22 protein-coding genes are annotated in these 23419 nt (G+C 64.1%); 8 read left to right on the top strand and 14 right to left on the bottom strand.

Features of this window, described 5'->3' with window-relative positions; genetic code table 11:
- Positions 1-69: 69 nt before the first annotated feature.
- Together V1261_RS09275 and V1261_RS09280 are read right to left on the bottom strand one after the other, a co-directional pair.
- Positions 70-795 (bottom strand): amino acid ABC transporter permease, encoded by a 726-nt coding sequence (locus V1261_RS09275; RefSeq protein WP_329771454.1) that lies wholly within the window; start codon positions 793-795, stop codon positions 70-72.
- Positions 796-898: 103 nt separating this feature from the next.
- Positions 899-1744: a basic amino acid ABC transporter substrate-binding protein gene (locus V1261_RS09280; protein WP_329771455.1), complete on the bottom strand. Its 846-nt coding sequence runs from the start codon at positions 1742-1744 to the stop codon at positions 899-901.
- 223 nt (positions 1745-1967) lie between these two features.
- Between V1261_RS09280 and ilvA the strand changes: the two genes are divergently transcribed.
- Genes ilvA through V1261_RS09295 form a run of 3 tightly spaced genes read left to right on the top strand, consistent with a single transcriptional unit; the run spans position 1968 to position 5026 of the window.
- Positions 1968-3548, top strand: coding sequence for a threonine ammonia-lyase, biosynthetic (gene ilvA / locus V1261_RS09285; protein WP_329771456.1), 1581 nt, complete (start codon positions 1968-1970; stop codon positions 3546-3548).
- Positions 3549-3560: 12 nt separating this feature from the next.
- Entirely contained in the window at positions 3561-4415 is an 855-nt protein-coding gene (locus V1261_RS09290; RefSeq protein WP_329771457.1) for an adenosylcobinamide-GDP ribazoletransferase, read from the top strand.
- Positions 4412-5026: a histidine phosphatase family protein gene (locus tag V1261_RS09295; protein ID WP_329771458.1), complete on the top strand. Its 615-nt coding sequence runs from the start codon at positions 4412-4414 to the stop codon at positions 5024-5026. The genes V1261_RS09290 and V1261_RS09295 overlap by 4 nt, the downstream gene beginning before the upstream one ends.
- Before the next feature lie 3 nt (positions 5027-5029).
- On the opposite strand, the gene V1261_RS09300 is transcribed toward V1261_RS09295, so the two are convergent.
- Positions 5030-5464: a hypothetical protein gene (locus V1261_RS09300; protein ID WP_329771459.1), complete on the bottom strand. Its 435-nt coding sequence runs from the start codon at positions 5462-5464 to the stop codon at positions 5030-5032.
- A 45-nt stretch (positions 5465-5509) separates the two neighbouring features.
- Positions 5510-6139, bottom strand: a complete 630-nt coding sequence (locus V1261_RS09305; RefSeq protein ID WP_329771460.1) for a hypothetical protein — start codon at positions 6137-6139, stop codon at positions 5510-5512.
- A gap of 173 nt (positions 6140-6312) precedes the next feature.
- On the opposite strand from V1261_RS09305, the gene V1261_RS09310 reads away from it, so the two are divergent.
- On the top strand, positions 6313-7278 hold the full coding sequence (locus tag V1261_RS09310) for a 5'-nucleotidase (protein ID WP_329771461.1): 966 nt from the start codon (positions 6313-6315) through the stop codon (positions 7276-7278).
- A complete protein-coding gene (gene queC / locus V1261_RS09315; protein ID WP_329771462.1) occupies positions 7275-8027 on the top strand; it encodes a 7-cyano-7-deazaguanine synthase QueC in 753 nt (250 codons plus the stop codon). The genes V1261_RS09310 and queC overlap by 4 nt, the downstream gene beginning before the upstream one ends.
- Positions 8028-8089: 62 nt before the next feature.
- Here queC and V1261_RS09320 read toward each other — a convergent pair whose 3' ends face one another.
- Positions 8090-9907 carry an ABC transporter ATP-binding protein/permease gene (locus V1261_RS09320; RefSeq protein ID WP_329771463.1) on the bottom strand — a complete coding sequence of 606 codons (1818 nt, stop codon included), beginning with the start codon at positions 9905-9907 and terminating at the stop codon, positions 8090-8092.
- Complete coding sequence (locus V1261_RS09325; protein ID WP_329771464.1) at positions 9904-11907, bottom strand: lytic transglycosylase domain-containing protein; 2004 nt, start codon at positions 11905-11907, stop codon at positions 9904-9906. Before V1261_RS09325 ends, V1261_RS09320 begins: the two co-directional genes overlap by 4 nt.
- A 132-nt stretch (positions 11908-12039) precedes the next feature.
- Between V1261_RS09325 and V1261_RS09330 the strand changes: the two genes are divergently transcribed.
- Positions 12040-12639 (top strand): 5-formyltetrahydrofolate cyclo-ligase, encoded by a 600-nt coding sequence (locus V1261_RS09330; protein WP_329771465.1) that lies wholly within the window; start codon positions 12040-12042, stop codon positions 12637-12639.
- A gap of 73 nt (positions 12640-12712) precedes the next feature.
- Here the strand turns inward: V1261_RS09330 and V1261_RS09335 are convergent, their stop codons facing one another.
- Complete coding sequence (locus tag V1261_RS09335; protein ID WP_329771466.1) at positions 12713-13198, bottom strand: glycine zipper 2TM domain-containing protein; 486 nt, start codon at positions 13196-13198, stop codon at positions 12713-12715.
- Positions 13199-13313: 115 nt separating this feature from the next.
- Positions 13314-13985: a DedA family protein gene (locus V1261_RS09340; RefSeq protein WP_329771467.1), complete on the bottom strand. Its 672-nt coding sequence runs from the start codon at positions 13983-13985 to the stop codon at positions 13314-13316.
- A 98-nt stretch (positions 13986-14083) separates the two neighbouring features.
- On the opposite strand from V1261_RS09340, the gene mutL reads away from it, so the two are divergent.
- Positions 14084-15952 (top strand): DNA mismatch repair endonuclease MutL, encoded by a 1869-nt coding sequence (gene mutL, locus V1261_RS09345; RefSeq protein ID WP_329771468.1) that lies wholly within the window; start codon positions 14084-14086, stop codon positions 15950-15952.
- A 2-nt stretch (positions 15953-15954) separates the two neighbouring features.
- Positions 15955-16929, top strand: coding sequence for a tRNA (adenosine(37)-N6)-dimethylallyltransferase MiaA (gene miaA / locus V1261_RS09350; protein WP_329771469.1), 975 nt, complete (start codon positions 15955-15957; stop codon positions 16927-16929).
- A 60-nt stretch (positions 16930-16989) separates the two neighbouring features.
- Here miaA and V1261_RS09355 read toward each other — a convergent pair whose 3' ends face one another.
- Genes V1261_RS09355 through nuoL form a run of 6 tightly spaced genes read right to left on the bottom strand, consistent with a single transcriptional unit; the run spans position 16990 to position 23416 of the window.
- The gene (locus V1261_RS09355; RefSeq protein WP_329771470.1) at positions 16990-17439 is read right to left on the bottom strand and encodes a DUF1178 family protein; all 450 of its coding nucleotides are present in this window, start codon (positions 17437-17439) and stop codon (positions 16990-16992) included.
- Complete coding sequence (locus V1261_RS09360; RefSeq protein ID WP_329771471.1) at positions 17436-18059, bottom strand: NUDIX hydrolase; 624 nt, start codon at positions 18057-18059, stop codon at positions 17436-17438. The genes V1261_RS09355 and V1261_RS09360 overlap by 4 nt, the downstream gene beginning before the upstream one ends.
- 9 nt (positions 18060-18068) lie before the next feature.
- Entirely contained in the window at positions 18069-18377 is a 309-nt protein-coding gene (locus V1261_RS09365; protein ID WP_329771472.1) for a DUF2818 family protein, read from the bottom strand.
- Between the two features lie 15 nt (positions 18378-18392).
- Positions 18393-19889: an NADH-quinone oxidoreductase subunit NuoN gene (nuoN, locus tag V1261_RS09370; protein WP_329771473.1), complete on the bottom strand. Its 1497-nt coding sequence runs from the start codon at positions 19887-19889 to the stop codon at positions 18393-18395.
- Positions 19890-19900: 11 nt separating this feature from the next.
- Positions 19901-21376 carry an NADH-quinone oxidoreductase subunit M gene (locus tag V1261_RS09375; RefSeq protein ID WP_329771474.1) on the bottom strand — a complete coding sequence of 492 codons (1476 nt, stop codon included), beginning with the start codon at positions 21374-21376 and terminating at the stop codon, positions 19901-19903.
- Between the two features lie 18 nt (positions 21377-21394).
- Positions 21395-23416 carry an NADH-quinone oxidoreductase subunit L gene (gene nuoL / locus V1261_RS09380; protein ID WP_329771475.1) on the bottom strand — a complete coding sequence of 674 codons (2022 nt, stop codon included), beginning with the start codon at positions 23414-23416 and terminating at the stop codon, positions 21395-21397.
- Between the last annotated feature and the right edge of the window lie 3 nt (positions 23417-23419).

Here is a 23419-nt window from a genome sequence, read left to right on the forward strand (position 1 = left end):
CAGCAACGGCCACCCCAGGGTGGCCGTTCTGCATTTGCTACTACCGTGATGAGGACTGTCGGAGAGCGCTCAGCGCCCGCGCTGCGCCTCCGGTGTCTCCAGCCGGCGCGCCAGCAGCGTGATCACGCTGGTCATCACCAGATAGATCAGCGAAATCGCCAGGAAGGGTTCCCAGTAGCGCGAATGGGCGCCGGCCACGGTACGCGCCGCCATCGCCAGCTCGGCCAGGCCAATCGCCGATACCAGCGAGGAATCCTTCAGCAGCGTCACCGCCTCGTTCACCAGTGGCGGTACCATGCGGCGCAGCGCCTGCGGCAGCACCACATAGCGCATGGTCTGCACCTCGTCCAGGCCCAGGCTTTCGGCGGCCTGGATCTGGCCACGGGCAATCGACTGGATGCCGGCACGCACGATCTCGGAAATATAGGCGCTGGCATTCAGCGTCAGCGCCAGTGCGCCAGAAAAGAAGGCACCATGCGACTGGCGGAAATCCAGCGCGGCGGCACCGCTGAGCAGCAGGCCGTGCTCCGGGTGGACCAGCGTCGGCATCAGCGCAAAATGCACCAGCAGAATCTGCACGAACAGCGGTGTGCCGCGCAAAAAACCGACATAGCCCAGCAGAATCCAGCGCAGCACGCGGCGCAGGCCGGTGGCCGGGCGCGCGTTGACCAGGCCAATGCCGAGCCCCAGCAGCAAGCCCAGCGACAGCGCAATCAGCGTCAGCTTCACGGTCATCCAGGCCCCGGTGACGAACAGGGGCGCATAGGGCGTCAGAATTTCCCAGCGTAAATCCATGGTGGTGTCAGTGTGTGCCCGGTAGCGGCAAGCGCTGCTCCAGGCAGAAATCGGCCGGCAGTCCGGCGCTCAGGCACCGGCTTGCCGCAGAAGAAGGAAGAGCTCAGTTGGAAGCCGCGGAAGCAGCCGTGCTGGCAGCGGCAGCGGCCACCGGTGCATCACCAAACCACTGGGTGTAGATCTTGTCATAGGTGCCATCGGCGCGAATCGCCTGCAGGCCGGCATTCACCTTGTTCAGCAACTCGGTGTTGCCCTTGCGCACCACGATGCCGTACTGCTCCGGCACGGCGGTATCGTCGGCAACCAGACGCAGCTGGGTCGTGCTGTTGTTCTTCAGGTAGTGACCCACCACACCGTTGTCACCCACCACGGCAGCCACACCACCCGATTCCAGCTCCTTCATGGCCAGCGGCGTGGTGTCAAAGCGCTTGATGTTGGCGCTGGTCTTGCCCTGCAGTTTGGACACCACTTCGTCGCCGGTGGTACCGGTCTGCACGCCCACGGCCAGATCCTTCAGGTCCTGCAGCGAGGCCACGCCGGAATCGGCACGCACGGCGATCAGCTGCTTCGCCTCGAAATACGGCTCGGAGAAGTCCATCGTCTGCTTGCGCGCATCGGTAATCGTCACGGCAGAGATCACCAGATCGCTGTCACCCTGGTTCAGGCCGTTGAACAGGCCTTCCCACGGCGTATTCACCATGCGCACCTGGAAGCCACCCTTCTCGGCCACTGCCTGGATCAGGTCGGCGTCAAAGCCCTGCACCTTGCCTTCCGGCGTCATGGACTCGAACGGGGCGAAGTTGGCGTTGGATGCTGCTACCAGCACCTTGCCGGCCGGTGCGGCAGCAGCAGAAGCCGATGCCGCCGGTGCTTCGGACTTGGAGCAGGCGACCAGGGCCAGCGAAGCGGCCAGGGCAAAAACGGTACGACGGGAAAAAATTGCTTGCATGGAAAAACCTCGGATAGGAAAAACCGGCCTGACCATGCACACACGCACACGAAAAGACAACAGGAACAACGCCCTGCCTTGTCCAGGCCAATCCATAATGATACCTTTGGCATGCACAATTGGAAACACGCACTGCAACATGCCGCTGCTGCAAGCGTTGTTGCACTGCAATGCAACAACAATCGGCGTTATCCTTGCCTTTTCCCTGTTTCACCGCATCACGATGACCGCTCCCCAATCCCCGGCAACTCCGCTGAGCCCGGATGACTATCTGCGCAAGATCCTCAACGCCCGCGTCTACGACGTGGCGCACGAGACACCGCTCGACCATGCACGCGTGCTGAGCCGCCGCATCGGCAACACCGTGCTGCTCAAGCGCGAGGACCAGCAGCCGGTGTTCAGCTTCAAGCTGCGCGGCGCCTACAACAAGATGGCCCAGCTGACTCCGGGCCAGCTGCACAAGGGCGTGATCTGCGCCTCGGCCGGCAACCACGCGCAAGGCGTGGCGCTGGGCGCACGCAAGCTCGGCACGCGCGCCATCATCGTCATGCCCACCACCACGCCACAACTCAAGATCGATGCCGTGCGGACGCTTGGCGGCGATGTCGTGCTGGCCGGTGAAAGCTATAGCGATGCCTACCAGCACGCGGTCAAGCTGCAGGACGAACAGGGCCTGACCTTCATCCACCCGTTCGATGATCCCGACGTCATCGCCGGCCAGGGGACGGTCGCCATGGAAATGCTGCGCCAGGTGCAGACCCTGCCCCATGCCGATCTCGATGCCGTGTTCGTCGCCATCGGCGGCGGCGGCCTGGCCTCTGGCGTGGCCAGCTACATCAAGGCGGTGCGCCCCGGTATCAAGGTGATCGGCGTGCAGATGAACGATTCCGATGCCATGTGGCAATCGGTGCAGCGCAACGAGCGCGTGGCGCTGGACGATGTCGGCCTGTTCTCCGACGGCACCGCTGTCAAGCTGGTCGGCGAGGAAACCTTCCGCCTCTGCCGCGAGTTGCTGGATGACTACGTCATCGTCGATACCGATGCCGTCTGCGCCGCTATCAAGGACATCTTTGTCGATACGCGCAGCATCGTCGAACCGGCCGGCGCCATGGGTGTCGCTGCCATCAAGCAGTACGTGGACAAGCGCCAGCTCAGCGGCCAGACCTTTGCCGCCGTGCTCTGCGGCGCCAACATGAACTTCGACCGCCTGCGCTTCGTCGCCGCACGTGCCGAGATCGGCGAAGATCGCGAGGCCCTGTTCGCCGTCACCATCCCGGAAGAGCGGGGCAGCTTCCGCCGCCTGTGTTCGCTGATTGACAGCCTGGAAGGCGGGCCGCGCAACGTGACCGAGTTCAACTACCGCATGCACAGCAGCCAGCAGGCCCATGTGTATATCGGCGTCTCGACCAACGGCAAGGGCGAAAGCCGCATGATCACGCAGAAGCTGCGCGAAAACGGCTTCGACACGCTGGACCTGACCGAGAACGAGCTGGCCAAGGCGCATATCCGCTACATGGTCGGCGGCCCGAGCTCGGTCGCCGGCAATGAGCGCCTGCTGCGCTTCGAGTTTCCGGAACGCCCGGGCGCGCTGATGCGCTTCCTGAGCATGCTCAACCCGGGCTGGAACATCAGCCTGTTCCACTACCGCAACCAGGGCGCCGACTACAGCGAGGCGCTGGTCGGCATTCAGGCCCCGCCCGAGGACGATGCCCCGTTCCAGGAATTCCTGCACACGCTGGGCTACCCTTACGTCGAAGAAACGCAGAACCCGGTCTACCAGATGTTCCTGCGCAAGCCGGCCTGAGTGCCTGCGGCCATGAGCGAATTCGCGCGCAACCTGCTGCTGGCCCTGCAATTCTTCACCCGCCTGCCACTGCCGCAGCAGCTGGCGGCCTGGGCGGATTACAGTCCGGCCCGCATGCGGGCAGCGCTGGTGCATTTCCCAGCGATCGGCTGGCTGACCGGTTCCGTGGCGATACTGGTCTATCTGTTCGTGCTCTGGCTGTGGGGCTCGCCGGTGATGCTGATGGCCTCCTCCAGCCTGCTGATGGCGCTTGCCGCCCTGCTCAGCACGCTGGCCACGATCTGGCTCACCGGCGCACTGCACGAGGACGGCCTGTCCGATGTCGCCGACGCGCTCGGCGGCCACGCCAGCCCGGCGCGCGCGCTCGAGATCATGAAGGACTCCCGTGTCGGTAGCTACGCCGTCATCACCCTGTTCATGGCGCTGCTGCTCAAGGTGCTGCTGCTAGCCAGCCTGGGCGTACTGCAGCCCGGCATCGTGTTGGCCAGCCTGCTGTGTGCCCACGTGGTATCGCGCTTCTTTCCGCTGCTGCTGATCAATGCCCTGCCGCATATCGGCCTGGACCAGCAGTCCAAGACCCTGCGCATCACCGGTGGCCTGCAGCAGGTATCGGTCTGGAGCGCGGCGCTCTGGTGCCTGCCGCTGGCGGCGTTCTACTACGTCACCGGCCAGGGTGCCTGGACGCTGGCCATTCTCGGCAGCGCCACTATGGCCAGCGGCATCGCCGCCGCATTGATGGGCTGGTGGTTCCATCGCCGCCTGCAGGGCTTTACCGGTGACTGCCTGGGTGCCACGCAGCAGGTCTGCGAGCTCACCTTTTATGCCGCCAGCCTGACCGCCACGCTGTACGCCATGGCACACGCATGACGCCACGCCTCCCTGCCCAACCCTGGTGGCTGCTGCGCCACGCCACGCCGCTGGTCGATGCCGGCATCTGCTACGGCCAGCTGGATGTACCCGCCGATGCCGCCGCAACGCAGCACAGCGCACAGGCCTTTCTGGCGGCACTGCCAGAGCTGGCGCAGCCCCTGCAGATCGTCTCCTCGCCGGCACGCCGTTGCCGGCAGCTGGCACTGACACTGCAGCAGCAGGCCGAACAGGCCGGCATCGCCACCCTGCCCCGCGTCGATACGCGCCTGCGCGAGATGCACTTCGGCCGCTGGGAAGGCCGCCCGTGGAGCACCCTGCCCGCCACGGAATGGGACAGCTGGATGGCCGATTTTGGCGGCTGGCCTGGCGGTGGCAATGGGGAATCGCTACATGACTTCATGGCGCGCGTGCAAGCGGTGGCACGCCAGCACCTGCTGCAGCCCCATGCGCTGCCCACGGTCTGGGTCACCCACGCCGGCGTGATGCGCATCATGCACCTGTGGCAGCGCGGCGTGCTGCGCGTGCATCAGGCACGCCAGTGGCCACGGCACGGTGCCACCGATCCAGGCGGCTGGCTGCGCATGGGCCAGCCGGTGCCGGACAGATAAGCCTTATTGCGCAGCGGACGCGTCATCCAGCGGCGGCAGCGCCTCGCTGGCGTCGGGCATCGGCTCGGCAGCGCTGGCTGGCAGATCCGCGCCCGCATCAGCCGGCGGCAGTGGCTGCACGTCTTCATGGCGCTGCAGCTCCACGCCACCGCCCGGCGCCACAATCGCGCCTTCTGCCTGGCGCGCCGGATCGGCTTGCCCCTGCAGTGGCGGGCGACCGGTCAGTTCTTCCGTCTGGGTCGAGGCATCCAGTGCCGCGGCGGACGCGGCGCCACCACTGATCGTCAGTTCGGCCGCGCCATCCCCGCGCACTGGCGAGCCATCGCTGCTGGCACCACGGCCCAGCCAGATGCCCGCCACCACGGCGAACACCACCAGCACAACAGCCGCCAGCAACAGCTGGCGGCCACGGGAAGAACGCGAGGAAGTGGATTGCATGTTGTCGTCTGGGAATCAGCGGGTCAGCCCGCCGGTCCGGCTCCTTCAGTTGCCAAAAAAGATGTCGGATTGCGCTGCGTTATGGCTGCTACGCACCATCTGCGGGCGCTCGCTCACCACGGCTATCGGCGCTGCATCCATGGCCGCGATGTCCATCGGCGGATTCAGCGGCGGCAGCGGACGCTCCGGCTGGGCGCGCTCCTGGGCCATCATATCGCGGCGGATCTGCTCGTCCAGTGCATTCAGCTCGGTCTGCAGCTCAGGATCCATGCCGACATCAAACGGATCAATGATGTTGCCATCCGGCCCGACTTCATGCACGATCCCTTCTTCATCGATGATGATCCGGCTGCGTGCAGCGGCTTCAGCCAGGTAGGAACTGCCGCTGCCTCCCATGCCGGTGGCAGTGCCCTTGCCGACCAGTTCGCGGCTTTGTGCATGCTGATCGATGGCGCCGTGCAGCAGCGGTTCGCCGCTCAGGCCCTGGTCAAATTCGGCGCGTACATGCGACCCCTGTGAAATGCCCACGCCCAGCATGTTGCCACCGACATAACCGACCAGGCCAATCGTCAGGATCGCCACGACCACCCACAACCAGGCCCAGCCGGCGTGGTCGGCCACTTCGGGAGGCGCAGACTGCTGCGTTCCGTTGGTATAGGTAAATGGCGTTTTCATGGTGTTCTCCTGCAGGTCCGGGCTGCCGTTCTTGTGATGGCTCCACCTTACGCCCGGGGCCTGCCGCCGGCTGTCAGACAAGAGCGCATGCCCATGCCAGTCCCGGCTGCAGGTATCATCGCACAAGCTGCACGCCTTGCGTGCAACCATTCATTTCCTGCCAGGATACCGCCATGCCCGCATCCCTCGAAGGTCAGCTCGTCGTCGCCATTTCCTCGCGTGCGCTGTTCAATCTCGAAGAAGAAAACCGCCTGTTCGAATCCGGTGACACCCAGGGCTATATGCAGGCCCAGCTGGATCGCCTCAGCCAGGCTGCCGAACCCGGTGTCGCCTTCTCGCTGGTGCAGAAGCTGCTCGCCTTCAACCAGGGCGACCAGCGCCGCGTCGAGGTGGTGCTGCTGTCGCGCAATGATCCGGTCAGCGGCATGCGCATATTCCGCTCGGCGCAGGCACACGGCCTGAGCACCATCGAGCGCGGCGTATTCACCCAGGGCGCCGACCCGTTCCGCTACCTGCGGCCGCTGGGCGCGCACCTGTTCCTTTCGGCCAATGACCATGACGTGCGCCAGGCGCTGGCACTCGGCTTTCCGGCAGCACGCGTCTCCATCGAATCCATGCGCGCCGGCAGCCAGCATCCGCGCGAGGTCCGCATCGCCTTTGACGGTGACGCCGTGCTGTTCAGCGACGAGGCCGAGCGCGTCTACCAGCAGGACGGCCTACCGGCCTTCCAGCGCCATGAGATCGACAAGGCCGGGCTACCGCTGCCGCCCGGCCCGTTCAAGCCCTTCCTGGACGCCTTGCATCAGCTGCAGCAGGCCTCGCGCCAGAGCGATGCGCCCATGCATATCCGCACCGCGCTGGTCACGGCACGCAGTGCCCCGGCACACGAGCGCGCGATCCGCACCCTGATGAGCTGGAACATCGCCGTCGACGAGGCGATGTTCCTCGGCGGCCTGCCCAAAGGCGGCTTCCTGCAAGAGTTCGAGCCGGATTTCTTCTTCGATGACCAGACCGGCCATGTCGACAACGCGGCCGCCCACGTGCCCTCCGGCCATGTCAGCAGCGGCATCGCCAACATGCCGCCCACGGACAGCAAGATCATTACCAACGAAACCGTCGTCTCCCTGCCTTCCGCATGAGCAGCCAGCTTCCCAACCTCTCCCACCGCAACGCCCTGGTGCTGTTTTCCGGCGGCCAGGATTCGGCCACCTGCCTGGCGCACGCGCTGCGCATCTATGGCCGTGTCGAAACCGTCGGCTTCGACTATGGCCAGCGCCACCGCATCGAGCTGGACGCGCGCCAGCAGGTGCTGCGCGCCTTCCGCGAGCAGTTCCCGCAATGGGCAGATCGTCTGGGCGATGACCACCTGCTCGACGTCAACATCCTCGGCCAGATCAGCGAGACCTCGCTCACGCGCGATACCGCCTTCGCCATGGAGGCCAGCGGCCTGCCGAACACCTTTGTGCCGGGCCGCAACCTGGTGTTCCTGACGTTGGCGGCAGCGCTGGCCTACCGCCGCGGCATCGACGTGCTGGTCACCGGCGTCTGCGAAACCGACTACTCCGGCTATCCGGACTGCCGCGACGACACCATGAAGGCGATGCAGATCGCGCTGTCGCTCGGCATGGACAAGCGCCTGTTGATCGACACACCACTGATGTGGATCGACAAGGCGCAGACCTGGCAGCTGGCACACGACCTGGGCGAAGGCTCCGGCACGCCGGACGGCGGCCAGCAGCTGGTCGACCTGATCATCGAGCACAGCCACACCTGCTACCTGGGCGACCGCGCGCATCGCCATGACTGGGGCTACGGCTGCGGCAGCTGCCCGGCCTGCGAGCTGCGTGCGCGCGGCTACCAGCTCTGGAGCCAGGCGCAGGCCGCCTGATCCTGCAGCCGCCCAAAACAGAACGGGAAGCCTAGTAGCTCCCCGTTGTTCCCTCTGTGTGCTCAGCCGGCCTTGGCCTGCCGCACGACAAAGCCCTCTTCGGCCGGCTCCAGCAGCCACAGGCCATCGTGGAAGGCTGCCACGCTGTGCCGGTGCGCCACCGACAGCAGGCCGCCGCCATTGGAACGCACCATGGCAATCAGCTCGCGGTACAGCAGCTCTTCGGTCGGCGCATCGAGCGCACTGGTGGCCTCGTCGGCAAACACCCACTTCGGCTGGCGCAGCAGCGCCCGCGCAATCGCCACGCGCTGCTGCTCGCCGCCGGACAGCTTGTGGCCCCAGTTCTCGCGCTGGTCCAGCTGGTCCGCCAGATGCAGCATGCGCACGATCTCCAGCACGCGGCGGATCTCGGCGTCGGCATAGGCATCTTCCTGCGCCGGATAGGCCAGCGCGGCACGCAGGCTGCCATGCGGCAGATACGGGCGCTGCGGCAGGAACATGCTGTGTTCGGGCAGTTGCACGCGGCCAAAGGCCAGCGGCCAGATGCCGGCAATCGCGCGCAGCAGCGTCGACTTGCCGCTGCCCGACGGCCCCTGCACCAGCACCGTATCACCGGGGTTCAGCTCCAGGCCATCGGCCTGCACCTGCAGCTTGCCACTCGGCAACAGGCATTGCAGATGCTGCAGCTGCAACTGCTGGCCCGCCACCACATGCTCGCGCGGCGCCGTCGGCTGCACTTCAGTCGTGACCTGCCAGCTGTCAGCCACGCCGCGATCAAAGGTATTCAGACGCTCGGTGGTGGCGCGCCAGCTGGCCAGCGCCGGGTAGGCATCGACAAACCAGCTCAGCGAATCCTGCACCTTGCCAAAGGCAGAAGAGATTTGGATCAGGTCGCCCAGCTTGATGGCACCGGCAAAATAACGCGGTGCCGCCACCAGGAATGGGAAGATGATCGCCGCCTGCTGGAAGAAGGAGGTGAACCAGACCAGCCGCTTCTGTGCCTTGATCAGGCGCAGGTAGTTGCTCAGCACCGCGCCGAAGCGGTTGTCCAGCTGCTCCTGCGAAGCCGGCTCGCCGCGGTCCAGCGCAATCGGTTCGCTGTATTCACGCACGCGCACCAGGTTGTAGCGGAAATCGGCCTCGCGCCATTCCTGCCAGAAGTTCAGCCGGATCAGGATGCGGCCAATGTAGTGCGCAATCACGCTGCCGATGGCGCAGTAGGCAATCGCCACCCACACCATATAGCCCGGCAGCGTCCATTCCTGCCCGCCCAGCGTGAAGCTGAAACTGCCCGACAGCGTCCACAAGATGCCGATGAAGGACACCAGCGTCACCACCGAGTTCAGCAGGCCCATGGAAATGCCGAGCGAGCTGCCGGTAAAACGGGCAATGTCTTCCTGGATCCGCTGGTCCGGGTTGTCCGATACCGTGGCGCCACCGCCCTGGCGTGCCAGCTCCAGGTGGTAGTAGCGGTGGTGGCCCAGCCACTTGTCCAGGTAGTTGCGCGTCATCCAGGCGCGCCAACGCAGGTCCAGCAGCTGCGTGATGTAGAACTTGTACACCGCCAGGATGATGGCGATCACCGCCAGCCAGCTGAAGCGCCCCATCTGGCTCCAGAACACCTCGACGTTCTTGTCCTGCAAGGCGTTGTAGAACACGTTGTACCACTGGTTGAACAACACGCTCATGTAGACCGTGCCCAGGTTCAGCGCCACGATCACCACCAGCATGGTGCGCGCGCGCCATTTTTCCTCGGAATGGAAATACGGTCGCGCCAGTCGCCAGGCATCCTTCAGGAACACGCCCCAGCTGCGACCCGGGCCGCTCCAGGGATCAGGCAGCGCCTCTTCGGCTACCTGCGCCGTACGAGCCCCGTTCATGCGCCACCATCCTCGCTCTCGATCACGCGTACGGTACCGGAAGGCAGCTCACGCGACAGATCGCTGGCACCCGGCAGCAGCGGCCCGACCTGGCCCAGGCGGTCACGCAATGACTGCGGCTGTCCCGTCAGCAGGATCGCGTAGTTAGTGCTGTTGGCCAGCACCTTCTTGATGTAGTCACGCGTCTCGCCAAATGGCACCGACTCGGCCCAGGCCGCGCCTTCCATCACCGGGCCATTGCGCCAGCTGCGCGGGCGGTTCGGGCCCGCGTTGTAGGCCGCCGTCGCCATCGGGTAGGAGCCCTGGAAGTCATCCAGCACCAGCTTCAGGTAGCCGGTGCCCAGCTGCACATTGGTTTCCAGGTTGTTGATCATCGACGGCGCATACGGAATGCCGAGCTTGTTGGCGGTCCAGCGCGCCGTTGCCGGCATCACCTGCATCAGGCCCGATGCCCCCACGTGCGAGCGTGCGTTGGTGGCAAAACGGCTTTCCTGGCGCACCAGACCGTAGACATAGGACGGGTCCAGCCCGATGTTGCGGCTGCGGCGCACCACCACCTCGCGGAACGGCATCGGGAAACGCTGCTCCATGTTGATCACGCCCTTGGTGCGGTCGCTGGTATTGATGCAGCGATCCCACCACTGCTGCTGGCAGGCCAGTTCGGCGGCGGCCAGCAGGTCACGGTCGTTCATGCCACCCGGCGTGTGCAGATTGGTGGCGTAGTTCCATTCGCGCGTGGCCTCGCTGGCCAGGCCCATGTTGCGCGCGTACTGGGCACGCTGCAGGCTCGGATTGGCGCGTGCCTGCGCCAGATCGGCACTGCTGGGGCGTGCCTCGCGCGGACGCGTGATGCGCTCGCCCAGCGCCTCGGTCGCCAGCATTTCGTAAAAACCCTGGTTGCCGGCGATGCTGCGATACAGCTGCTCGGCCTGGCGATCGGCACCGCGCCCATGCAGGCCACCCTGTAGTGCACGTGCCTTCCAGTAGACCCAGACCGGCTGCTCGCGCGTGGCCGGCGTCATCGCGTCAATCGCCTGGCGCACCTGCGGCCAGTAGGCCATGCGCAACGCCGAGCGCGCCATCCACTCCAGGTCATCATCGAGCAGATCATGCAGGTCGCGCACCTGGCTGTAATAGTTCATCGACTGGCTGTCAAGATCCAGCACCGCCTGCTTGCCGATCTCGCCCCAGACCGTGTTGCGCTGCTTCGCGCTCAGGCGGCTGGACCAGCCTTCCTGCATCAGCTGGGCGGCACGTGATGGCGTGCTGTTGGCCACGCGCAGCAGCGCCAGTACCGCCAGTTCGCTGCCACTGCGCGTACTGCTGTCCAGCGTGGCGAGGAAGCTGGCCGGATTGGCAAACAGCGCCGACAGCTGGCTCGCTGCGGCCGGATCGACGATGGCAACCGCACTGCGCGCCGCGGCCTGGCGGTTGTTTTCCGTCGCCAGGCGGGCACGCTGCCAGATCTCCTCGGCCTTCACGCTGCCATTGGCGTAGAGCTGGCCGGCGGCAAAATTGCAGGCCTCTTCATCGTTGCGCTGCGGGTACCAGTTGTCGCGCAGCATCTCTGCCGCAGAGCCGGCGCGCTCGGCTCCCGACACCTGCGCATAGCAGCGCACATTGCGATCATCGCGCATGCGGAACGCCGGGTAATAGCGGTTGAAGGCCTGGAAATCACGGTTCTTGCCCAGCTGCAGCAGCCAGTCATTGCGCAGGCGATCTTCCTGGTAGCTGCCGGCATAGCGCTGCAGGAAGGTATCCACCTCATACGGCTGCGCCGTGGGCAGGCGTGCGCTCAGCTCCCAGTAGGCCGCCCAGGGCTCCAGCGGATGACCCATGGCCTGCGGCAGCAGGCTGCCCAGCGTGGCCGTATCCTTGCGGCGGAAGGCATTCGCCATGCGCTGGATCACGTCATCGCTGGCCACGCCGAGCGATGCCGGTGCCGACGGAATGCGCACCGCGCGGCCGCTGCCTTCGCGCACGCTGCCGCTGATATCCATGTTCTCATCCTGATACTGCGCCTGCGACGAATGGCCTGTCAGGGCAAGGCCCAGACATGTCACAATAAGCCGGAACGGGCGGCGGGCATCGGCTGCGAAAAAAGGGCTTGTTCTGGTTTGCATGAGGCCATTATGGATAAAAAATCTGACAAACAAACGTTGCGCCAGCGCCTGATCGCGGAAAGACTGGCGCTGCCCAACCGGCTCGCCCTGTGCGAGGATTTGCAGCGCGTGATGCGCTTCTGGCTGATGGGTCGCGAAGATACCGTCATCGGTGCCTACTGGCCGATCAAGGGCGAATTCGATCCGCTGCCGGCGCTGCACCGCTGGAAGGAAGACGGCGAACTGCTGGAAGAACCGCAACGCCGCCGCATCGGCCTGCCGGTGATCGACAAGCAGACCAAGACCCTGTCCTTTCACGCCTGGTACCCCGGCTGCCCGATGGAAGAAGACGCATACGGCATCCCCAAGCCGAAAGACACCGAAGAGATTGTCCCGACCCTGCTGTTCGTGCCCTGCGTCGGCTACGGCCCGGGCGGTTACCGGCTGGGCTACGGCGGCGGTTTCTACGACCGCACGCTGGCCACACTGCAGCCACAACCCTACACCGTCGGCCTCGGTTTCACCCATGGCTATCTGGACGACCTGGAGCCGGCCGAGCACGATGTACCGCTCGATGCCATCCTCAACGACAATGGCGTCGTCTGGCCGATCAACGGCCTGCCGGTCTGACAACAAAAAGGGCTTCTGCACACAACAGAAGCCCTGATACCTTCAGCCGGTCAGACAGACGGCTGAGGCACGATCAACGGTACAGCTGGTCGCCCACCACGCGCACGCGGTCGCCATTGCGCACGCCCGGATCGACGCTGTAGTCAAAGTTGCGCACGGCACCGTTGTCCTGACGCACGGTCACGCGGTACATCGGCTGGCTGCCCCAGTTGCCGTTGTTGCGGTCAATCTGGCGGCCAATCAGCGCACCGCCGATCACGCCGGCCACGCGAGCCACATCCTTGCCACGGCCATCGCCAATCTGGTCACCCGCCAGGCCACCCAGCAGGCCACCGATCAGGGTGCCGGCAATGCCGTCACCGCCGGCCTGCGCGCCCTGGGCAAAATAGCGCACGTCGGTCACCGTGGCGTACTGCTGCGTGGCGGTGCTGGTCGTGCCGACACCGGTGTTGCCAAAGCCACCCAGCGGGGTGTTGTAGCCGGTACCACAGGCAGTCAGCGTCAGGGCCGCAGCCGTGATGCCCAGGCCAATCCAGGTCTTGCGTTGTGTGATCTTCATGGTTCTCTCCTGCTTCTATCAGAATTGCCTGCGCCGGTTGCGACAGGCACGAAGCCATCATCCCATGAAGCCGCCGCCTTGCAGCGGGAAAGTTGTATGTTCTGGCAGAGGATTGTTACCGGGTGCTGCCGGCCTGCACCGCATTCGCCTTGTCGGCACGGCCGGCCTTCCAGGCACCGTACAGCGCCAGCACGCCCGGCACCAGGATCAGCGCCCAGATGATGATCTGCAGATTCTGATTCACCCACGGAATGTTGCCGAACAGGTAACCCGCTGTCACGATCCCGCCCACCCAGATGGTGGCACCCAACAGGTTGTAGAAGGTGAACTTGGCGCGGCTCATCTCGGCCACACCGGCCACGAACGGCACAAAGGTGCGGATAAACGGCATAAAACGCGCCAGCACGATGGTGATGCCGCCGTAGCGCTCGTAGAAGTTGTGCGCCTTGTCAAAGGCCTTCTTGTTGAACAGGCGTGAATCTTCCCACTGGAACACCTTGGGCCCGAAATAGCGGCCAATGCTGTAGTTACACTGGTCCCCCAGCACGGCGGCAATCCACAGCACCACCATGGCAATCCACAGGTCCAGGTGGCCGGTACCGGCCAGCGCGCCCACGATGAACAGCAGCGAATCACCCGGCAGGAAGGGCATGATTACCACGCCGGTCTCGACAAACACGATCAGGAACAGCAGGCCATAGACCCAGTTGCCGTACTGCTGCACGAACTCGAAGATGTGTCGGTCGATGTGAAGAATGAAGTCGATCAGGAATCCGATGATTTCCATGCTGGGGTCCGGCTAGATTTGTGGCAATGCAGCATTATCGCAGCATGCCTGCTGTCGGTACAGGCTGGCTACAATGCCCCGATACCCTTCTCTATGCCATGTCTGCTGTCCCCCACCCCACCATCCAGGCCCTGCCCGACGAGCTGATCAGCCAGATCGCCGCCGGCGAGGTCATCGAACGCCCGGCTGCCGTCGTGCGCGAACTGCTCGACAACGCACTCGATTCCGGCGCGCGCCACATCACCGTGCGCCTGCTGGCTGGCGGCATCCGCCTGATCGCGGTCGAGGATGACGGTATCGGCATTCCGCCCACGCAGCTGCCGCTGGCGATCCAGCGCCACGCCACCAGCAAGATCCGCAGCCTGCACGATCTGGAAGCGGTCGAAACCATGGGCTTCCGCGGCGAAGCCCTGGCCGCCATCGGCTCGGTCGCCGAACTCAGCCTGCTCTCGGCCACCGCCGATGCCGAACACGCGCATTTTCTCGATGGCCGCAGCGGCGAGCTGCGCCCTGCAGCCCGCCAGCGCGGCACCTCGGTCGAGGTACGCGAGCTGTTCTTCAGCACACCGGCACGCCGCAAGTTCCTGAAAAGCGAAGCCACCGAACTGGCCCACTGTCTCGATGCCGTGCGCCGCCACGCGTTGGCCCGCCCCGATGTCGCCTTCACGCTCTGGCACGACGGCAAGCTGGTGGAGCAATGGCGCGCCGCCGATGCCGAACAGCGCATGGCCGATGTGCTAGGCAGCAGCTTCATCGAGCAAAGCCTGGCCGTCGATTACGAGATCCAGACGCCGAGCGGCCCGCTGCGCGTACACGGCCGCTGCGGCCTGCCCGACCACGCGCGTTCACGCGCCGACCAGCAATACGCCTACGTCAACGGCCGCTACGTGCGCGACAAGGTCATCGCCCACGCCGCCCGCAGCGCCTACGAGGACGTGCTGCACGGCCAGCGCCAGCCGGTCTATGTGCTTTATATCAGCATCGATCCGCTGCGCGTCGACGTCAACGTGCACCCGACCAAGATCGAAGTCCGCTTCCGCGACAGCCGCGAAGTACACCAGGCAGTACGCCAGGGCCTGCAGCAGGCGCTGGCGCCCTCGCGTGCCGGCCAGACCGATGCCACGGGGGCCGTGCTGTCGCTCACGCCGCCACCCAGCCTGCCGCTGAGCACCAGCGCCCTGCCCGCCTGGCGCCAGCAGGGCATGCCGCTCAACCCCTACCAGGCCGATGTCCGCCCCGGACAGTTCAGCGGCCAGTTGCAGGAAGGTGTTTCACCCTGGGCCATGCTGTCGCCGGCCGATCCCGCTGCGGCCATCCCGCCGGCTGCTGATCCGGCCACCACCACTGACTTCAGTCCGCAGCCGCTGCCCGACACGCACGACCAGTGGCCACTCGGCCGCGCCGTGGCGCAGATCCACGGGGTCTACGTGATCGCCGAAAACGCCTATGGCCTGGTGCTGGTCGACATGCATGCCGCACACGAGCGCATCGTCTACGAACAGCTCAAGCAGCAGCTCGACCAGGCCACGCTGCAAAGCCAGCCACTGCTGATCCCGGCCACCTTTGCCGCTACGCCACAGGAAATCGCCGCCGCCCAGGACTACGCCGACGTGCTGGCCCAGCTCGGCCTGGAGGTCTCGCTGCTGGCCGCCCGCACACTGGCCGTCCGCTCGGTGCCCACCCAGCTGGCTAGCAGCGACCCCGTGGAGTTGGCACGCCAGGTGCTCGATGAACTGGCACGCCACGATGCCAGCACGGTGCTGCAACGCGCCCGCAACGAGATCCTGGCCACCATGGCCTGCCACGGTGCCGTGCGCGCCAACCGCCGCCTCACGCTGGACGAAATGAACGCCCTGCTGCGCCAGATGGAAGCCACCGAGCGCGCCGACCAGTGCAACCACGGCCGACCGACCTGGCGCCAGCTCAGCATGCGCGAACTCGATGCGCTGTTCCTCCGCGGCCGCTGACCATGACCGATTCCAACCCGCCCCGCTATCTGGCGATTGCCGGTCCCACCGCCAGCGGCAAGACCGCTGCCGCACTGGCGCTGGCCGAACATGCCCGCCAGCACTGGCAACTGCCAATCGAGATCGTCAGTGTCGATTCCGCCCTGGTCTACCGCCAGATGGACATCGGCACCGCCAAGCCGACGCCGGAAGAACTGGCCGTAGCCCCGCACCACCTGATCAACCTGATCGATCCCCTGGAGAGCTACAGCGCAGCACGCTTCGTGCAGGACGCCAGCGCCGCCATGCAGGCGATCCAGGCGCGTGGCCACCTGCCCTTGCTGGTCGGCGGCACCATGCTCTACTTCAAGGCCTTGTTCGAGGGCCTGAACGACATGCCTGCCACCGATCCCGCCATCCGCGCCCAGATCGAACAAGAAGCGCTGCGCCACGGCTGGCCGGCGCTCCACACTCGCCTGCGCGAGGTCGATCCCGCCACCGCGCAGCGCCTCGCCCCCAACGACAGCCAGCGCATCGGCCGCGCGCTGGAAGTCTGGCACCAGACCGGCCAGCCCTTGTCGCACTGGCATGCGCAACAAGATAGCCAACTGGGTGGTCATCAGCCACTCGCCCTGCTAAGCCTGGAGCCATCGGATCGTGCCTGGTTGCACCAGCGCATCGCACAGCGCTTTGACACCATGCTGGCTGCCGGCTTCGAAGCAGAAGTCCGCCAGCTACGCCAACGCGGTGATCTGGATGTCTCCCTGCCCTCGATCCGCTGCGTCGGCTACCGCCAGGCCTGGGAAGGCATGGACCAGGGCGAACCAGTCGCCGTCTGGCGCGACAAGGCGATAGCTGCCACGCGTCAGCTGGCCAAGCGCCAACTCACCTGGCTGCGCAGCATGCCCTGGCGCCAGACCATTGCCTGCGAGCAAGCGGATGCGACGCAACAAGTCATTGCGCATGCGGCCAAGGCACTGCAACAAGACAATCCGTAATCCAGCTACGCCTGGATCAGGGGGCGCTGTGGCAACAGACCGTCAGCCGGCCTGAAGCGCTTACTGCAGCTTGCCCTGCGACGCCTTGGGAATCGGCAGCGACACCACATCGATGCCCTCTTCGCGCAGGGCGTCGGTTTCTTCCGGGCTGGCCTGGCCACGGATGGGGGCTTCATCGAGCTCGCCGTAATGCATCTTGCGAGCCTGCTCCGGAAAGGCATCGCCCACGTCTTCGGTGTTCTCGATCACGTGCTGCACCATGCGCTCGCACATGGCTTGCACCACCTGGCGACGCTGACGCTGCTCCTCGCTGACCGGAGCAGGTACTGGCTGCGGCTTGCCATGGCCCAGGTTGATATGCGGTGCCGACAGCATCTTGTCCACCTGCATGTCGCCGCATTCAGGGCAGGACAGCAGGCCACGCTCCTGCTGCGTCAGGAAATCCTCTTCCGACGCAAACCAGCCTTCAAAATCATGTCCTGCGCCGCAGCGCAGATTGAATACCTTCACGTCTGCACGTCCTTCTGCCAGTCCGGCTGCCAGCTGCCATCCAGCAGCTGCTGCAGCCACAGCATGCAGGTGATGGTCTTGGCATCGGTCAGCAGCCCTTCCCGCATACTCTGCAGCATGTCCTGCGGCGTGGCAACGACCAGATCCAGCAGTTCACCCTCTTCCAGCTGCTGCTGGTGGTAATCCAGGCCACGTGCAAACCAGATATCGATGTGCTCGTCGGAATAGCCAATGCAGTTATGCATGGTGCCGGCAAATGCCCATTCACGCGCTACGCAGCCGGTTTCCTCCAGCAGCTCGCGCTGCGCACAACGCAGGCCCGGCTCGCCGTCATCCAGCTTGCCAGCCGGAAACTCGATCATCACGCGCTCGACAGGATGCCGGTATTGGCGCTCCAGCAGCAGGCGGCCATCGTCCAGCAAGGGCACGATGACGACCGCGCCCGGATGCTGCACGAACTCACGCGAGGACAGCTTGCCATTCGGCAGCATGACCTGGTCGCGCACCACTTTCAGGAAGCGCCCTTGCACCAGCAGCTCACGCGACTGGGTACGCTCACGCAGGCCTTCGTGCTCGGCCTGCAGATGCTGATGCAGTGTTGGGAATGCGGGAATAGCCATGCGCCCTCCTCAATCGGTGTGGCGCATCAGATGGCTGTAGACAAAACCCGGAAACGCCAGTGTGGCAAACATGGTCAGCGTGGTGGCATAGAACTGCCAGCCCTGGGGATAAATCTGGCCAGCGTTGCGCTCCAGTGTCAGGCTGAACAGCCCAACCAGCAGATACAGCACCAGCCACTCGGCCAATTGCAGCGCAATCCCCTTGCGCCGCTGGCTCTTGCGGGGAACCAGCGCAAAGAAGCGCTGGTTCAGGAATGGCAGGTTGGCGGCCACCAGAGCCACCAGAATCACCAGCCAGATCGACAGATCAAGTCCCATGTGTCAGCCAGTACCTCAGGCCGACAGCATGCGGTAGATCGCGTGCGCGCACAGGCTCATCAGGCCGGCAGGCATCAGCCCCAGCACCAGCACCAGGGCACCGTTCAGCGACAGCACGGCACGCACGTCCAGGCCCGCATGCAGGGTTTCCGGCAGGCGCGGGTTGGGTGCATCAAAGTACATGATCTTGATCACGCGCAGGTAGTAGAACGCGCCGATCAGCGACATGACCACGGCAAACACGGCCAGGCCGATGTGCAGGGCAGTACCGGAAGACACCAGTGCCTGCAGCACGCTCATCTTGGCGTAGAAGCCGACCATGGGCGGGATACCGGCCAGCGACAGCAGGCTGATCGCCATCACGCCGGCATACAGCGGGCTACGCTGGTTCAGGCCAGCCAGGTCATTGATGTTGTCGCACTCGAAACCGTCACGTGCCAGCAGCAGGATCACGCCGAAGTTTACCAGCGTCGTCAGCACATAGGTCACGACATAGAACATGCCGGCCGAATAGGCATCGACCACGTTGCTGTAGCTGTTGTTGGTGTAGCCAGCCGCCAGTGCCAGCAGCACGAAGCCGATCTGGGCAATGGTCGAGAACGCCAGCATGCGCTTGATGTTCTGCTGCATGATGGCCGCCAGGTTACCCACCAGCAGCGACAGCACGGCCAGGATGATCAGCATCTGCTGCCATTCCACCGCCATCGGCAGCATGCCTTCCACCAGCAGGCGGATCGCCATGGCAAACGCGGCCAGCTTGGGCGCAGCGGCAATCACCAGCGTGATCGAGGTCGGAGCACCCTGGTAGACGTCGGGCATCCACATGTGGAACGGCACCGCGCCCAGCTTGAACGCCAGACCGGAAACGATGAATACCACGCCAAACACCAGAATCTCGGTCTTGGCCATGCCGCTGGCGATCACGTGCTGCACTTCAGGCAGCAGCAGCGAGCCAGTGGCACCGTACAGCATGGACATGCCGTACAGCAGGAAGCCGGAGGACAGCGAGCCTAGCACAAAGTACTTCATGGCCGATTCGCTGGCTTCAGAGTTGTCGCGGCGCAGTGCCACCATCGCGTAGGACGGCAGTGTCAGCAGTTCCAGACCCAGGTAGATCAGCAGGAAGTGGTTGGCCGAGATCAACACGAAGATGCCCAGCAGGCTGAACAGCACCAGCGGGTACAGTTCACCACCGCGCAGGAACATGCCGCGCTGCTCGGAGTACGGACGGGCATAGACCAGCGTCACGAAAGTCGCCAGGGCCGCAAAGCACTTCAGCCAGTTGCCCATGGTATCGCTCACCACCGTATCGCTGAACGCGTACACGGTGAAGCCGTTGAGGGCATACAGCGCCTGGATCACCACCAGTGCCAGTAGCGTCAGCTGCGTCAGCAGGTAGGTCGGCACGCGACCAGGGCTCTTCACGAACAGGTCGGCCAGCAGGATCACGCAGGCCATCACCGCCAGGAAAATTTCCGGATAGATGGCAATCCAACTCAGTTTGTCAATCATTGCAGGCTCTCTCAGGGCAGTTTGGTCGCAGCCACTTGTTGCAGCAGTTGTGCAACAGAAGCGTCCATGACGTCAGTGAAGGGCTTGGGATAGACACCCATGGCCAGCACGGCGATGGCCAGCAGCGCCAGCATCACGAATTCGCGGCAGTTGATGTCCTTCAGGGCGCGGACATTGTCGTTGGTGACTGGACCCAGGTAGACGCGCTTGTACATCCACAGGGTGTAGGACGCCGCCAGGATCAGGGCCGTAGCCGTCAGCAGGCCAATCCAGAAGTCGTACTTGACGCTGGCGAGGATCACCATCCACTCGCCGACGAAGCCAGCCGTTGCCGGCAGGCCGCTGTTGGCCATGGAGAACAGCAGCGCAAAGGCAGCGAACTTGGGCATGGTGTTGATGACACCGCCGTAGTCGGCAATTTCACGCGAATGCACGCGATCGTACAGCACGCCAATGCACAGGAACATGGCAGCAGAGACAAAACCGTGGGCAATCATCTGCACGATGGCACCGGAGACACCGATGTCGCTGAAGACAAAGAAGCCCAGCGTCACGAAGCCCATGTGTGCCACTGACGAGTACGCCACCAGCTTCTTCATGTCCTTCTGCACCAGCGCCACCAGACCCACATAGATCACGGCGATCAGCGACAGCGCAATCATCAGCCAGGCCCACTCTTGCGAGGCGTCCGGTGTGATCGGCAGGTTGAAGCGCAGGAAACCGTAGCCGCCCAGCTTCAGCATGATCGCCGCCAGCACGGCAGAACCACCGGTAGGCGCTTCCACGTGCACGTCCGGCAGCCAGGTATGTACCGGCCACATCGGGATCTTCACGGCAAAGGCAGCGAAGAAGGCGAAGAACAGCAGCGTCTGTGCCGTGCTACCCAAGGGCAGCTGGTACCAGGTCTGGAAGTCGAAGCTGCCACCGGACACGTTGTACAGGTAGACCAGTGCGACCAGCATTAGCAGTGAACCGAGCAGCGTATACAGGAAGAACTTGAAGGCAGCGTAAATCTTGCGCGGACCACCCCAGATACCGATGATCAGGTACATCGGGATCAGCGTGGCCTCGAAGAACACGTAGAACAGCATCGCATCCTGGGCCGCGAACACGCCGATCATGGCGCCGCTGAGAATCAGGAAAGCGGCCATGTACTGGTTCACCCGCTGGGAAATCACTTCCCAGGCAGAGATCACCACCACCACGGTGATGAAGGCGGTCAGCAGCACGAACCACAGCGAGATGCCATCAACACCGAGGTGGTAGTTGATGTTGAAACGCGGAATCCACGGATTCTTTTCCACGAACTGCAGGGCAGCCGTGTTCAGCTGGAAACCGGTGTACAGCGGTATCGTCACCAGGAAGCTGGCGATGGAACCGATCAACGCAATCCAGCGCACCATGCGGGCGTGGCGATCCTCGTTGAAGGCGAGCAGAACGGCTCCGATCGCGATGGGTAGCCAGATGGCCAGGCTCAACAATCCCATTTTTCTATTTCTCCCTAATTAGGCGAACCAGACGAACCAGGCCACCATCACCAGCACGCCCAGGATCATCGCCAGGGCGTAGTGGTAGATAAAGCCGGTCTGGACTTTCCGGACCACCGAAGCGATACCGCCGACGACCTTCCAGGAACCATTCACGATGGCGCCATCGATCAGGCCCTGGTCACCAGCCTTCCACAGGCCGGTACCCAGGCAGCGCGCGCCGCGCGCCACGATGTTCTCGTTGATCCAGTCGACGTAGTACTTGTTTTCCAGCACGGTGATGATCGGGGCAAAGGCCTTGGCCAGGCTGGTTGCCACATTGTTTTTCATCATGTACAGGAAGTAGGCGACGGCAAAGCCGGCCACCGTCAGCCAGAACGGCATGGTCTGTACCGCATGCAGGGCAAAGCCTGTGGCACCGTGGAACACGTTGACCCAGTGGTCAGCGTAGGTTGCCATGGCCGGATGACGGGCATCCACATGGATCGCGTCCTTGAAGAAGTCACCGAACAGCATGGCGTCCACGGCCAGGTAGCCGATCACCACGGAGGGGATCGCCAGCAGTACCAGCGGCAGCGTCACCACCCACGGAGATTCGTGCGGCTTGCCGTCGCCATGGTCATCATGGTGATCGTCGTGATGCGGTTCCGGGTTCTGGTCGTAGCGCTCCTTGCCGTGGAAGACCAGGAAGTAGACGCGGAAGCTGTACAGCGAGGTCACGAACACGCTCAGCAGCGCCGCCCAGTAGGCGATGCCGGCTGCCGGCAGCGTGCTGAAGTGCAGCGCCTCGATGATGCTCTCCTTGGAGTAGAAGCCCGAGAAGAACGGCGTGCCGATCAGGGACAACGTACCGATCAGGAAGGTGATCCAGGTGATCGGCATGTACTTGCGCACATTGCCCATCCAGCGGATGTCCTGGTTATGGTGCATGCCGATGATGACGGAACCGGCCGCCAGGAACAGCAGGGCCTTGAAGAAGGCGTGCGTCATCAGGTGGAACACGGCCACGGAGTAGGCAGAAGCGCCCAGGGCCATGGTCATGTAACCCAGTTGCGACAGCGTGGAGTACGCCACCACGCGCTTGATGTCGTTCTGGATCACGCCCAGGATACCCATGAAGAAGGCAGTGATGGCACCAATGATCAGGATGAAGTTCAGCGCTGCATCGCTCATCTCGAACAGCGGGGACATGCGCGACACCATGAAGATGCCGGCGGTCACCATGGTGGCCGCGTGGATCAGTGCAGAAATCGGCGTCGGGCCTTCCATGGAATCCGGCAGCCAGGCGTGCAGCGGGAACTGCGCCGACTTGCCCATGGCACCGATGAACAGGCAGATGGACGCCACGGTCACGATTTGCCAGCCGGTACCCGGCATGGTCTGGTTGGCCAGCGTGTCGACCTTGCCGAAGAATTCGGTGTAGTTCAGCGTGCCGGTATAAGCCAGCAGCAGGCCGATACCCAGGATGAAGCCGAAGTCACCCACGCGGTTGATCAGGAACGCCTTCATGTTGGCGAAGATCGCCGTCGGACGCTGGTACCAGAAGCCGATCAGCAGGTAGGACACCAGGCCCACTGCTTCCCAGCCAAAGAACAGCTGCATGAAGTTGTTGCTCATCACCAGCATCAGCATGGAGAAGGTGAACAGCGAGATGTAGGAGAAGAAGCGGTTGTAGCCCGGATCACCCTGCATGTAGCCAATGGTGTAGATGTGCACCATCAGGGACACCGAGGTCACCACCACCATCATCATGGCGGTCAGGCTGTCGACCATGAAGCCGACTTCCATCTTCAGGCCGCCGATGGTCAGCCAGTTGTACAGCGTCTGGTCGTAGCGGGCGCCGTCCAGCACCTGCATCAGCACCATCACGGACAACACGCAGGACACCAGCACGCCGCCAATGGTCAGCGTGTGCGAGGCCTTGTTGCCCAGGATGCGGCCACCGATCGCCGTACCGAAGATGCCTACCAGAGTGGCAGTCAGCAGCGGCAGAAAGGCAATGATGACCAGGGTCGTTGTCGAAAGGGTCGCTTGTGTCATGTT

Source organism: Brachymonas sp. J145 (assembly GCF_036312245.1).
Classification (GTDB): domain Bacteria; phylum Pseudomonadota; class Gammaproteobacteria; order Burkholderiales; family Burkholderiaceae_C; genus Brachymonas; species Brachymonas wangyanguii.